Below are 14,246 nucleotides of genomic sequence, written 5' to 3' on the forward strand. Positions count from 1 at the left end.
AACTGTGGTTTTTTCTCATTAAAAAGATTCCCGGATCTGTAATCAGCCCGTAGAACGCATTGCATAAGCCCTTTGAGCAAGGACCGAGGCACCCACAAGATTGGCATTCAAATTCTTCTCATCCAGAACAGAGGGACGGAGATAGCTCATAATTCCCATTTTACCGAGAACCCGCTGACAGGAGGGGCCGAAGTAAGGCAGAGCATAGCTGGGCTTTCCTCCCAGGAATATGGGAAGATCATCCCTCAAACCGTCAGAGCTCCCTGTTCTAAGCATGATTTTGGCCGCTTCGGCAAGTATTTTACCGTAAAGCCTGTCCGTATTGATGGCTGTTTCAACCCTCATATTAGAGAGCTTGCTGATATGCTGACCCGCTACACTGGGATCATTAATCTGTTTAAGCTCATGAATATCCAGAAATCGTTCATAAAATGTATCGTCCCCCACAAGGGCACGAAAAAGACGGCAGCGTCCGGGACCCGAAAGTATGACTTCGGCTCTGAGACTTTCAGGATTCCCACCGGGTCCCAGCAATACTGATTCGGGAAGGTCAGGATCCTCCGAAAGATACCTTTCAAAGAGTTCATAAGAAGCTCCCACTTCAAGAAAGAGGAGCTTGAGCCTGTGTTTTGAAAGAGGAATAGCATAACCGGGCTCATTGGTATAATGAAGAGATGAATCACGGCCGTCCCAGTCATGGGAGGGATGAAGAACATCACCTTCTGCACTGATCCAGGCACCACCCCAGCCTCCACCAAAGACCCAGTATAAAAGCTCCATTTTGATAACCGACCACTCCGCAAGGGCTCCGGTATTGGCATCATTATCAATGGCAACAGGAAGATTGAACTTTTCCTCCATTGCCTTACGGATATTATATCCATTATAGCGGGCACAGTTGGCAAACAGCTGAAATCCTCCGTCAGAACTGAGGATACCGGCAGAAGAGATGCCTATTGATAAAATCTTTCCATGATCCGGTACGGCTTTTCTGATTCTGCCGGCCAGAGTGGATGAAAAATCATCGAAATCCAGACTGTAGTCCTCTACTCCGAGAAGAGTTTCACTTGCTATAGTTCCATCTGATGAAAAAAAGGCTATTTTTGCGCCTCGTCCGGCTCCGATATCAAGAGCCGCATAATATTTGTCTGCATTCATAGTCAGTTATTATAGCCTCTGCAGAGAAGCAGGGAAATAGACAATTTCAGCATCTTGGGCTACACTGGCCTCTGACTGTAAATAACTCCCTTTTTAGAGGTTTAACAATGAAAAAAAACAGAGGCGGACTCCTTGTTCTGCTAATTATATTGATGATTTCCACCATGTCCTGCTCACGAAAACTGGGTTACGGTGTAATCATGTGGTCCGATCAGGACGGCCTGAACACCGGTGTTTTAACTAAGATTCTTAAGGAATCAAGAATTAGAGAGAGCTATATTCTTGAGGTGAAAGATACAAAAGACCGCTTTGAGATCCCTGTATGGAGAGTCCGCTTCTTTGAGAAATCTTCAGATGCCGAAAAGTTTGCGTCCTCTTATGAAGAATATATCCATGTATTTGCCTACTCCAACAAACAGGGCCTGCCCATGAGGGAAGAAGCCAGTACCTCCAGCGAGAGGATATACAAGCTGCGGGAGGGTCAGGAAATTAAGATTCTGGGCCGGGGTGAAAAAGAAAAAGTGGGCCGATTTGATGGCTTCTGGTACACAGTATTAAGTGATGATGGAGTGGAAGGGTATGTTTTTGACGCACTTTTAACCGTATACAGCCTGAATGACCAGCAGGAAATGATCGTACAGAACCAGAAAGATACGAGTGACCCTCTGCTGGATTCCTTTTTCGGAACTGCCTGGCGTCCCGATACATATCAGGGTATGATCAGTCGCCGTCAGATTGACCTGGCTCTTTTCAGACCGGATTACGGCCTGTATGCGGACCTGGAAAACATGACCATAAGCCTCAAGACCATAGATAAAGAAGTAACAGAAACCTTTGATAAAGTGACCCGTATCGGAGCAAACCGCTACGATTTTTCAGGCACCAGTTTCCGTATAACCATAAACTCCGAGTATTTCATTTCCGTTCAGTTCAAATATGACGGACTGGAGATCAGCCAGGCCTTTATTAAACTTCCTGAAGATGTAAATACCACTATCAGTAGAGAGAAAGAGCGCCGTACAGCCATGCTTCAGGATTTTATAGACAGGGGTCCGGAGATGAGCAGCCAGGCTTACGGCACAATATTATTTGAAAATGCAGGGCGTTTTACCTGGATAGAGAAGTCTTCTCTTATAAGCCAGCAGGTTCTGACTGTAAGTGCCGGCAACAGCGGCTATGTGAGCTTCAGAAACTTTCCTTCCGATCAGATACGCAGCCGATATGACGGAGTGATTACTTTTAACTTTGAAAGCGGTGAGACCGCAGACTTTCTCTATACCATGAGAGATGCAGGGGCAAGTCTGCTCTATGTGGATGAGCGTTATATTATTGAAAGGATTGTCACAAACGATCAGTTCTTCAGCCCTATTCAGATGTTCTTTACTTTCCCCGACAAGATCTCCGAGCTGCTGCCCCTGGAAGGGGAATCAGAAGAGTCTGAGACTCCCTCGGCGGAAGAACCCCTTGAAGGAGCTGGCTGAAACCAGCAATTTTTTAGAATAAGCAATGAAAAAACCCTATATAAAAATGGAATCCAATAAATGAGTGCATTTGTACAGTTAAGCGGAGTATCTCTGGCCTTCGGGGACAGAGACATCCTGAAAAATATTCACCTCAATCTCTCCCACTCCTCCAGGGTTGCCCTGGCCGGTGCCAACGGAAGCGGTAAAACCACCTTTATGAAAGTAATCTGCGGAGAGATCTCCGCAGATACAGGAGATCGCTCCCAGAGCCGGAATGCCCGGATCGGTTACCTACCCCAGTCGGGCCTGCGTTTCAGAGACAGAAGCCTGAGAGAAGAGGTGGAACAGGCCTACCTGCATATTCAGGAACTGGAAACCGAGGCAGTTCAACTGGCCGAGCGTATGGCCGACAGCTCACTGGAAGAAAAGACCATCCATAACCTGGCTGAGCGTCACCACGAAATACAGGAACAGATAACTTCAAGCGGTTATTATGAGCGTGAAGCAATGATCTACCGGGTCCTCTTAGGACTTGGTTTTCTGGCCGAAGATATGGAGCGTGAAACCTCCAGCTTTTCTGGCGGATGGCAGATGCGTATTGCCCTGGCCCGAATTCTCCTTGAAATGCCCGATATTCTCCTGCTGGATGAACCCACCAATTATCTGGATCTGGAGGCCAGGGACTGGCTGGAGGATTTCCTCCAGAGATTTCCCGGGGGAGTGCTGGTTGTATCCCATGACCGCTACTTTCTGGACAAGGTGACTAAAGAGACCGCCGAACTTTTTCAGGGTGGAATGAAAATATACAAGGGAAACTATTCGGCATACGAATCCAGACGGAAACTGGAACTGGTACAGCTCGAAGCTGCCTGGAAACAGCAGCAGGAGGAGATTGCCAGAATAGAGGATTTCATCCGCAGATTCCGTTATTCAGCGACCAAGGGAGCACAGGCTCAGAGTCGTGTGAAAATGCTGGAGAAAATGGAAAGGATTGAGATCCCCTCATCAATGAAAAGAATGCATTTCCATTTTCCACCTCCCCCCCACTCCGGCCGGAAAGTAATGAGCCTGGAAGCTGTCTGTAAATCCTATGGAGATCATCAGGTTTTAAAAGATGTGAACCTGGAGATTGCCAAGGGAGACAGGTTGAACCTGGCAGGGATGAACGGTGCAGGGAAATCAACACTGATGAGAATTATCAGCGGTGAAGATAAAAACTACACAGGAAGTCTGAGACTGGGAACGGATGTAAAAATCGGATATTTCAGTCAGGATCAGGAGCTTGTTCTTGATCCTTCCAAGTCGGTACTGGAAACCCTTGAAGCAAATGCCCCCACTGAGCTTATCCCCAAGTTAAGGGGAATGCTGGGAGCCTTTCTTTTTTCAGATGATGATATCTTTAAAAAATGTGCAGTACTCAGCGGTGGTGAAAAAAACCGGCTGGCTCTGCTGAAGCTTCTTCTGGAACCGGTAAATCTTCTTGTAATGGATGAGCCGACAAATCACCTTGACCTGACATCCAAGGATGTTCTTCTAGAGGCCATGAAAAGCTATGAAGGCACACTGGTCTTTGTTTCCCATGACCGCTATTTCATTGAAGCCCTGGCGGGTTCTGTTATGGAGCTCACTCCGGGGAAAGCCGAGTACTTTGACGGTGATTATGCCTACTATCGCTGGAAAAAAGAGACAAGGGCCACTGAAGCCGCTGGTTCAGATCAGAGCTCCGCTCCTATGACAGGGGTATCTGCAGCTACCGCAAAACTGAGCCGGGAAGAGGAGAAGAAACTCAAGGCTGATATCCGCAGACTGGAGCGCAGAGAGGATCAGCTGATGGAGGAACTGGATGTCTGTGAGACAGCAATAACTGCTGAGCAGGAAAAACTTGCATCTCCGGAGGTCTATTCGAATGCAGCAAAAGCCAAGGCTGTTGGTCAGAGGATTACCGAACTGGAAGGGAAGCAGCATGAACTGACACAGGCCTGGGAAGAAGCCGCCGAAGAACTGGCGGGCCTTATAGGCTGATAATGTTTTAAGAAGAAATGAGGCTCCCCTTTCAAAAAGCGGGAGTATTATTAAAAATTCAGCTTCTGCCGACGGGTCTGTACTGGAAGAGTTCTCTTACCTGCTCGTCTTTGGCAAAGATATTACGCAGATCAAAGAGAAAATCCCCTTTCATCAGTTTTTTCATTCTTTCCAGATCAATGCCGCGAAACTGATTCCACTCGGTCATAATCACAAGGGCATCCGCATTCTTGGCTGCTTCATACTCATCATGACAATAGGTAATCTGGTTATCAATCTGATCAAGACGCCACTTGGACTCTTCGATTCCCTGGGGACAGTATGCTTTGATCTGTGCCCCCTGTGCGGCCAGACCTTCCAGAATGGTAAGAGCCGGAGCGTCACGCATATCATCTGTATCGGGTTTGAAAGAGAGCCCCAGAATGGCGATGGTTTTATCCTTAACATCACCCATGGAGACAGTGATCTTTTCGATCATCTTGGCTTTCTGTTTTTCGTTAGCTTTGATGGCAGCCTCAATAACAAGGGTCTCTACCCCGTGCTTTTTGGCAATATCTGCAACAGCCTTGGTGTCCTTAGGAAAACAGCTGCCCCCATATCCGGGTCCGGCGTGGAGAAATTTGGGGCTGATTCTACCGTCCATCCCCATAGCCCTGGCAACTTCCTGCACATTGGCTCCGACTTTTTCCGAGAGTAAAGCTATCTCATTGATAAATGAGATTTTCACCGCCAGAAAGGCGTTTGAAGCATATTTAATCAGCTCGGCTGTTTCAATCTCAGTAAATAGAAAGGGAGTTTGGTTAATGTAGAGTACATTGTAAACCTTCTTCAGAAGATCTTTTGCTCTCTCCGAGTCTGTTCCCAGAACAACACGGTCAGGTCTCTGACAGTCATTGACCGCTTTACCCTCTCTGAGAAATTCGGGGTTGGAAGCCACATCAAATTCATAATCAACAGCTCTGGCATCAAGTTCTTTCTGAATGGCTTCCTTTACAAGCCGGGCAGTACCGACAGGAACTGTGGATTTATCCACAATAACTTTATAGCCGTTTAAATACTCTCCCACAGATTTAGCAACAGCCAGTACAAAACGGAGATCTGCAGAACCGTCATCCGCCGGAGGAGTTCCTACAGCAATAAATATTGAATCCGCTGTTTCAACGGCCTTTTTCATATCGGAAGTGAAGGACAAACGTCCGGCTTCCACATTTTTATGCATCAGCTCTGAGAGTCCAGGTTCATAAATGGGAACCTTTCCTGCATTGAGTTTATCAATCTTGTTCTGATCCACATCCATACAGATCACCTGAAGACCGAAGTCTGCCAGTATGACCCCCTGTACGAGTCCGACGTATCCTGTTCCGATTACTGAAATGTTCATAAACGGAACATTACACCCCTGCCGAAAAATTGACAACACCCGGGCTTATTTTTTCACTCAAGTGTGATTCTTTGTGTATAATAAAAGTCATGTATTCACCATCCAGACTTTTCAGCATGGTTCTCATAATTATTACAGTTTTTACCGCAATTATATATACAGAAGAATCCCCCCTTTCTCCCGGAGATAAAATCCCCAATGTACTGCTCCTTCAATCCTATCATCAGGGTTATAAATGGAGTGATGAGCTGGGACGGGGAGTTATGGAGATTCTGCAGGATGAAGTACAGGTTCATATTGAATATATGGATACCAAGAAATACTACAGCCCCGAATATCTGATGAAAATAAAAAACTATCTGATGTTTAAATCGGAGTCTATCGACTTTGATCTGATTATTGCAGCAGACAACAATGCCTTTGAATTCATGAAACTTTATAGAGAAGAGATTTACGGAGATATCCCTGTTGTATTTACGGGAGTCAATTCTGTGAATACCGACAGTCTTGCCGGTATCCACAACATCACCGGGATCAGTGAAGAAATTGATTTCCAGAAAACCCTGGAACTGATGCGCAATCTTTTTCCCGAAAGAAAAAATCTCATCTGTATTCTGGATCAGACTGCTACAGGACTGGGAATAAGGAAAGCTCTGGACAAAGCCATGCCCGATTTTGAAAAGGAATTCGAACAGATAGAAATTTGGTCTGATATCTCAATGAAAGAACTTGTGAGAGATCTGGAACTCCTGGGAGATGATTTTATTATCTACAACATCCTGTTTCAAAGGGATAATCAGGATGAGTACTTTGAGTACAACCACAGTAACGGGATGATAGGAAATGCCGCAAATGCACCTGTCTTCGGTGCCTGGGATTTCCAGTTCCCCTATGGCATCGTCGGCGGATATATCGTGAGCGCAATTGAACAGGGACGGGAAGCAGGTCTTATGGCCAAACGGATTCTCAGCGGTGAGGATGCCGATTCTATCCCTATCATATGGGAAACACCCCATCAATATATGTTCGATTTTGAGAAACTGCTTACTAACTCAATCCGGATGGATGAGCTTCCCCGCAACAGTATAGTCATAAACCTCCCGGAAACCCTTTTTTATCAGTACCACTGGGAAACAACAATCATTCTGATAACCTTTATTTTTCTCCTTATCCTTATATTTTTTCTCCAGGCAAACATACAGAAAAGGAAAGCCGGCGAAGCAGCTCTGTACAGCCTGAATGAGACTCTCAATGAAAAAGTTGAGAACAGAACCAGAGACTTGAAGATCAGCAATCAATCACTTGAAGACGCCATGGAGAAGTTACAGAACACACAGAAACAGATGATCCAGAAAGAGAGGCTGGCCGCTCTTGGTTCCCTTGTAACGGGGGTAGCCCATGAAGTGAATACTCCCCTGGGTGTTGGAATCACCACTTCAAGTTATATTATTGATCTGACTTCGAAATTACAATCTAAACTGAAGAACGATACCCTCACAAGGGAAGCCCTTGATGAGTATATCGAACGGATTAATCAGGGAAGCAGCCTGCTGAGTAAAAATCTGAATAAAACTGCAAAACTTATAGACAGCTTTAAAAACCTCTCCTTTGATGAGACCGGTGGTGAATGTCTTGATTTTGAACTCCTGGAATACCTTGAAGAGATTATCAGAACCCATATCATGCAGTTCAATCATCAAAATATTAAAATTTCTCTCTCGGGAGATGCCATCAACATCCGCTCCTACCCGGGCAGTTTCTATCATGTAATGAACAACCTTCTCCTAAACAGCCTGGTTCATGGTTATGATGAAAAATCAAAAAACAAAAAAATCACAATTACCCTGACCGAACTTGAAGGGCAAAGTGGAATGATTGAATACAGAGATAACGGAAAAGGCATCCCCCGGGACTTAAAGGACCACATGTTTGAGCCTTTTACCACAAGCAGCCGCAGCGAAGGGAAAACCGGACTGGGCCTTTTTATTATTTTCAAAACTGTGAACGAAAAACTGGGCGGTGCCGTTGAGTTCATGCCTGCCGAAGAGGGCTCTGACCACGAGGGTGTATGCTTCCGCATATACTTTCCCATTAACAGACCTATAGACAAGGGCTGATATTTTTTCCCATATTTTTAGAGATTTAATTATAGTAAATAGATTAAAACAGGAAGGTATCATATGAAGACATACCGATTTTCAACTCTACTGTGCACAATTTTTATTAGCGGATTTCTGCTGTTTGCCCTGGCATCCTGCTCAAGGGAAGAAGAGATGACCCTGGAAGAGGCCCAGGCTCTGAAAGTAGAAAATCAGGCAGGGATTCTGGCAGGAACTATTAAGAAGCCGGGTGGTACAGATATCTATGCTATAGGAAAATCCGGTGGGATCTGGAACAGTTCACTGACCGGAGACCCAAAGACCTTCAACCTGATCATTGCGGACAGTGACGGTGATTCTTCAGCCGTAATAAATACCCTTCTCCCGGGAGGTTTGGTTCAATATGATCCCTATATAAAAGAGTGGAAATCCGGCTGTGCTGATTTTGAAATTACAGTTTTTGAAGATGAAGACAGAATGGATGTCCTGTTTACCCTGAGGGATGATCTGTACTGGTCCTTTTTTGATTCTGATGAAAAGATCAAAATCACAGCTGACGACTTGATCTTCTGGTATGATGAAATATACGGGAACTCTGATCTTCAGATGACAGCATATAGCGGACAGTTTATGACTATGTCCGACGGAACAGATGTCCGGATAGAGATGGAAAAACTGGATGATATGACCGTTGTCTTTCACTATCCCAGAATAGTGGCCAACCCTCTGCTCACCAGTAATATGACCTTCGGTCCCCGCTTTATATACGAACCGGCTCTCAGAGAGGGTGGAGTCCAGGGAGTCAAAGAGATTCTCTCCATTGATACAGATGTAAAGACCCTCCCCAGTGCAGGAGCCTACTTTCTGACTGAATACACCCCCGGTGTACGGCTGGTGTATGAAAGAAACAATGATCACTGGGATAAGGATAAAGAAGGCAATCCTCTCCCCTACTTTGAAAAATCAATAAACAAAATTGTCCCCAATATGAACACCAACTACCTCCTTTTTAAAAACGGAGAGAGAGATGGATATGCTGTTCGTGCGGAAGATCTGGACGACCTGATTAATACAGAAAACAAAGATTACAGCATCTATGACGGTGGAGCTACAATGGGTTCGAACTTTATCTGTTTCAACCAGAATCCATCGGGCCTTGAAGAACCCGTACTCAGCTGGTTTACACAGAAGGAATTCCGCCAGGCCATGAGCCGTCTGACTAACAGAGACAGAATGGTGAAGCAGATCTATAGAGGTCTGGCCACTCCGGCCCTCCATCACTATGCAATTGCCAATCCTTATTATGATGAGAGTATCAGCAATGTATATACTTATAACCCTGAAGAAGCACTGAAGCTTCTGGAATCCATCGGAATAAAACAGGACGAAAAGGGAACCATGAGAGATACTGAAGGCAGAGCCATTGAGTTCGATATCATTACCAACTCCGACAATAACATCCGGATGGATGCGGCAAGTATCTTCGCCGATGAATGCGGCAAGGTGGGTATCAAGGTCAATTTGACTCCCCTTGATTTTCAAAAAATGATTGAAATGCTCACGGCGACATATGACTGGCACGTCATCCTGATCAGCCTTGGAAGCGGTAACTACTGGCCCACAGGCGGTTCCAATGTGTGGTCTTCCGATGGAAATCTCCATCTGTGGAATCCCCTGCAGAAAGAGCCTGCTACAGATTGGGAAGCCCGGGTGGACTACCTCTATAATGAAGGAAGCTTCACCCCCGATCCCGTAGCGGCCAAGGAAATCTGGGATGAGTTCCAGTCCATACTTCTGGAGGAACTCCCTCTTTACTACCTGGTCCACCAAAACAGCTTTTATGCCATCAGAGATAAGTGGGATAATGTGTTTTATGACAATCTGGGAGGGCTGGATACCAATAGACTGTTTCTGAAGGATTCTGAATGAAGCAGTTTTATCTCAAAATAATGGGCCTTATTTTCAAAATCAAAGGGGCCCACCCCCTTCTCCATTTCATACTGGGCCGATTCGTCTCCATGGTTGTGATCCTCTTCATTCTGGGCTTTGCCGTTTTCGCATTGATGGAGCTGGCACCGGGTGATATTGTCGAAAAGCATGTACAGGCACAGTTGATGAGTGAGGGGAGCGGCATAGGAAATGCCATGTCCAGCGACCTTGAATACTCGGAGGAAAAAATAGCCGATATGAGGGCGGAATTGGGACTGGATAAACCCTTTTACATGCAATACCTCCATTGGTTGAAACAGATAATTGTTGAACATGATCTGGGAAAGTCTATGATAAGCCGGGCCCCGATTCTCTACCTTATTAAAACCAGGATATTCAATTCCATCCTGTTGAACCTGATATCCCTGTTTATGCTGACCTTTATCTCCTTTGCCCTGGGAATTTACTTCTCCTCAAAAGTGGGGACAAGAACAGACCTGGCGGCAACATTTACAGCCCTCTTTCTCCACTCCTTTCCCGGACTGCTCCTCCTTATCCTGCTGCAGCTTTTTGCAGCGGTGACAGGTCTCTTTCCCGTGACGGCATATCCGGGATTTCCTTTTGCTGAAGATCCCGGGCGTTTTGTCTTTTCCTATATGCATCATATCACTCTGCCGCTGATCGGCGCCTTTCTGGGTGGAATCGGAGGTACCATGAGGATGATCCGGGCTACCATGCTGGATCAGCTGGGTCAGCCCTATATCACAGCTCTCAGAGCCAGGGGGATTTCCGAAGGGAGAGTCTACTTTGCTCATGCCTTCCGTAATACTCTGAATCCCTATATAACCAGTAGCGCAAACCTTCTGGCCGGCCTCTTCTCAGGATCCCTTATACTGGAAATTATCTTTTCCTACCCGGGCATTGGAAGACTGATGTATGAAGCAGTTCTGCAGGAGGATATCTATCTGGTTCTTGCCAACCTGATGTTCACATCCTTCCTGGTACTCCTGGGAATGGTTCTGGCAGACATTCTTCTTGCCGTTGTAGATCCCCGAATAAGGTACTCAAATAAATGAAAGGATTCCTGAAAGCCCTCTTATACAGACCGGTGGCACTGATTTCGGTCATTGTTCTTATACTCCTCTATCTGATGATGATTTTTGCGGAATTCATCGCACCATACAATCCGGGAACAAGTTTCTCGGAGAAGAGTTTTCATCCTCCCGCAGTCAGCTGGTACAGCTCTGATCTGGGCTTTGGTCCTCAGGTACAGGAAAGGGCGGTAATAAATGAAATCAACTGGAAATATGCCCGGATCAGAGGGACAAGTAAACCTGTCAGTTTCTTTGTTAAAGGAGAACCCTATAAACTCTGGAATCTTATCCCCGCAGAGCGTCACCTCTTCGGCATGGCTCCCGGAGAAGATGATACACCTGTTTTCCTGATGGGCTCGGACAACCTGGGAAGAGATCTTTTTTCCCGTATCCTCTACGGCAGCCGCATCAGTCTGACAATCGGATTTATCGGGATAACGATTTCAATGACCCTGGCCATCACATTCGGTGGGCTGGCAGGATTCTACGGTGGAAAAATAGACTGGTTTATCATGCGGTTTTCCGAGTTTTTCATCCTGGTTCCCGGCCTCTACCTTATCCTTTTTTTAAGATCGATTCTGGCCAGAAGCATGACCAGCGGTCAATCCTTTATGATAATCACAGTCATTTTGAGCTTTGTAGGATGGCCCGGGAGTGCCAGGCTTATCAGGGGGATGGTGCACAGCATCAAAAGGGAAGACTTTATAGCCAATGCAGTACTTGAAGGCATCCCTACACTGAGCATTATCTTCAAACAGATCATTCCTCAGATGTCCTCCATCATTATTGTAAGCATTGCCCTGGGGATACCGGGCTTCATTCTGGGAGAGACAGTGCTGAGTTATCTTGGACTGGGTATTGTTGACCCGGCTGTAAGCTGGGGAAGCCTGATCAACCGTGAAATATCGACTCTGAGCAACCTGCGGAACTTTCCCTGGTTCCTTATACCCGGTCTTTTTCTCCTGATCACCACACTGGCCTTCAACTTTCTGGGAGACCTGCTCCGTGACTTCCTTGATCCCTATCACAGAGATAAGGGAGGTCTCAGATGAGTAATCTCGTAGAAATTACAGAGCTCCATATAACCTTTCCCCTCCGCCGAGGTGCTCTCAAGGCTTTGAGAGGCATGTCCTATACATTAAAAACCGGAGAAATACTGGGGATTGTAGGTGAGAGCGGAAGCGGTAAAAGTGTAAGTGTTCAGGCTCTGATGCGTCTTCTCCCGGATTATACAGAAATTGAAGGGACAATTCTTTTTGAGGGTCAGGATGTGCAGGCTCTGGACAAAAAAAAGGAACTGCCCCGATTCAGAAGCAGTAAAACTGCCATGATTTTTCAGGAGCCGGGACGATCCTTCGATCCACTCTACAGCATGGAGAAAACCTTTAGAGAAACCCTGAGGCTCCACTATCCTTCAGAAACAGATGAAAAATTAAAAAAAAGAGCCATAAATCTGCTGGAGGAAGTACAAATTCCTCAGCCCGAAGAGCGTCTTACCAGCTACCCCCATCAGTTTTCGGGGGGACAGCTTCAGAGAGTCATGATCGCCCTGGCACTGGCCGGAAATCCCCGGCTCCTTATTGCCGATGAGCCGACGACTGCTCTTGATGTTACCATTCAGGCACAGATCATTGAACTTCTCCTTAAACTGAGAAAAAAAAGGGAAATGGGAATCATCTTTATCAGCCATGATCTGGATCTGGTTGCCCGAATTGCCGATAGAATACTTGTTCTCTACGGAGGACTGGTAATGGAGGAAGCAGCAGCAGAACAGCTCTACAGCAGACCTTCCCACCCCTACAGCCGGGGACTGCTTCATGCTCTCCCTGCCTTTGGGAGCCATTACACTACAGACCGGCTGCATACAATTCCCGGAACCGTACCCAATCCGATTCATCCGGAACCGGGATGCCCTTTTGCTCCCCGCTGTGATAGAGCTCAGGAGCGCTGCAGAGAAGAAATTCCCCCATTGGAAATTATGAACTCAGAAGGTGAAAAGCTCCGCTGTTTCAATCCTCTTGTGAGAACAGAAAGTCCAGCTTCAGAAGAAGAGGTGAAATCATGAGTACACCATGCACAGACTGCCATCTGGAACTTAATGACCTTAAGATAAGATTCTCACTGGAGGCTGGACTGTTTGCCCGGTACGGACGCTTTGTCTATGCTGTGAACGGAGTCAGCCTCAAGCTTAAAAGAGGTGAAACTTACGGTCTGGTGGGAGAATCAGGCTGTGGAAAAACGACTCTGGCCCGCCTCGCGGTGCAAATGTATAAAGCCGATGAGGGAGAAGTACTTTTTCACAGCCAGGACGGTAAGTCACATCGCCTGAATGAACTGAATAAAAAGGAACTCTTTGATTATAGAAGCCGGGTCAAGTATGTATTTCAGGACCCCGCCCGCTCCCTGAACCCCAGAATGAATATCTACAGCATACTCACTGCGGGCTACAGACAGAGTCCCTCCTGGCCGGGGGATGAGGCTGCCCGGAAAGAGGCGGAGGAGATGATGGAGACTGTCGGACTCAATGCCGAAGATCTGGACCGCCGGCCCGCTGACTTTTCGGGAGGACAGAGACAGAGAATATCCATCGCCCGTGCGCTGATTATGAAGCCTGAGCTCCTGATCTGTGATGAGGTTGTATCGGCACTGGATGTATCAATACAGAGCCAGATTCTGAACCTTCTGCTGGAACTGAAGGAAAAATTTAAACTCACCATGCTTTTTATAGCCCATGACCTGACTGTGACCACCTATTTCTGTGACCGTATAGGAGTAATGTACCGGGGGAAAATTGTAGAAGAGGCATCTGCACAGGCTCTGGCTGAAAAAAGACTGCATCCCTACACGTCACTCCTTTACGACAGCATTCCCAGCAGAATGGATGAATCCCTGGAACTTAAAGCCTATGAACCCTTTGACTCAACCAGAGCTCTGGAGGGATGCCCCTTCTACCACAGATGTCCAAAGCGTCAGGAGAAATGTCTGGAAGCTCCTGAGTTTAAGGAAATCCTAGAAAACAGATATCTGGCCTGCCATTTCCCACAGATCTGAGCCGGAGCCGGCACTTATTGAAAACATCCTCTAAAATCGATATAATAGC

At 46.4% G+C, this 14,246-nt stretch carries 10 protein-coding genes; 8 read left to right on the plus strand and 2 right to left on the minus strand.

The genetic code is table 11. The features are described from left to right. Positions 1–42: 42 nt before the first annotated feature. Positions 43–1,158 (minus strand): ROK family protein, encoded by a 1,116-nt coding sequence (locus DV872_RS04055; RefSeq protein ID WP_114628565.1) that lies wholly within the window; start codon positions 1,156–1,158, stop codon positions 43–45. Positions 1,159–1,265: 107 nt separating this feature from the next. On the opposite strand from DV872_RS04055, the gene DV872_RS04060 reads away from it, so the two are divergent. Both DV872_RS04060 and DV872_RS04065 read left to right on the plus strand, forming a co-directional pair. Next, positions 1,266–2,639, plus strand: a complete 1,374-nt coding sequence (locus DV872_RS04060; RefSeq protein ID WP_114628566.1) for an SH3 domain-containing protein — start codon at positions 1,266–1,268, stop codon at positions 2,637–2,639. A 60-nt stretch (positions 2,640–2,699) separates the two neighbouring features. Beyond that, on the plus strand, positions 2,700–4,643 hold the full coding sequence (locus tag DV872_RS04065) for an ABC-F family ATP-binding cassette domain-containing protein (protein WP_114628567.1): 1,944 nt from the start codon (positions 2,700–2,702) through the stop codon (positions 4,641–4,643). A 58-nt stretch (positions 4,644–4,701) separates the two neighbouring features. Here the strand turns inward: DV872_RS04065 and DV872_RS04070 are convergent, their stop codons facing one another. Continuing rightward, positions 4,702–6,024 carry a UDP-glucose/GDP-mannose dehydrogenase family protein gene (locus tag DV872_RS04070; RefSeq protein WP_114628568.1) on the minus strand — a complete coding sequence of 441 codons (1,323 nt, stop codon included), beginning with the start codon at positions 6,022–6,024 and terminating at the stop codon, positions 4,702–4,704. An 89-nt stretch (positions 6,025–6,113) separates the two neighbouring features. Between DV872_RS04070 and DV872_RS04075 the strand changes: the two genes are divergently transcribed. The 6 genes from DV872_RS04075 (at position 6,114) to DV872_RS04095 (ending at position 14,197) form a co-directional block, all read left to right on the plus strand. Further along, on the plus strand, positions 6,114–8,141 hold the full coding sequence (locus tag DV872_RS04075; RefSeq protein ID WP_147283093.1) for a sensor histidine kinase: 2,028 nt from the start codon (positions 6,114–6,116) through the stop codon (positions 8,139–8,141). A gap of 63 nt (positions 8,142–8,204) precedes the next feature. After that, the gene (locus tag DV872_RS04080; RefSeq protein ID WP_114628570.1) at positions 8,205–10,052 is read left to right on the plus strand and encodes an ABC transporter substrate-binding protein; all 1,848 of its coding nucleotides are present in this window, start codon (positions 8,205–8,207) and stop codon (positions 10,050–10,052) included. Continuing rightward, positions 10,049–11,128, plus strand: a complete 1,080-nt coding sequence (locus DV872_RS04085; protein WP_114628571.1) for an ABC transporter permease — start codon at positions 10,049–10,051, stop codon at positions 11,126–11,128. Before DV872_RS04080 ends, DV872_RS04085 begins: the two co-directional genes overlap by 4 nt. Next, the gene (locus DV872_RS26915; RefSeq protein ID WP_230391384.1) at positions 11,125–12,198 is read left to right on the plus strand and encodes an ABC transporter permease; all 1,074 of its coding nucleotides are present in this window, start codon (positions 11,125–11,127) and stop codon (positions 12,196–12,198) included. The genes DV872_RS04085 and DV872_RS26915 overlap by 4 nt, the downstream gene beginning before the upstream one ends. Then, a complete protein-coding gene (locus tag DV872_RS26920) occupies positions 12,195–13,211 on the plus strand; it encodes an ABC transporter ATP-binding protein (protein ID WP_230391385.1) in 1,017 nt (338 codons plus the stop codon). Before DV872_RS26915 ends, DV872_RS26920 begins: the two co-directional genes overlap by 4 nt. After that, positions 13,208–14,197: an ABC transporter ATP-binding protein gene (locus tag DV872_RS04095; RefSeq protein ID WP_114628572.1), complete on the plus strand. Its 990-nt coding sequence runs from the start codon at positions 13,208–13,210 to the stop codon at positions 14,195–14,197. Before DV872_RS26920 ends, DV872_RS04095 begins: the two co-directional genes overlap by 4 nt. The last annotated feature ends 49 nt before the right edge of the window (positions 14,198–14,246 follow it).

The organism is Oceanispirochaeta sp. M1, from assembly GCF_003346715.1.
In the GTDB taxonomy this organism is placed as follows: domain Bacteria; phylum Spirochaetota; class Spirochaetia; order DSM-2461; family DSM-2461; genus Oceanispirochaeta.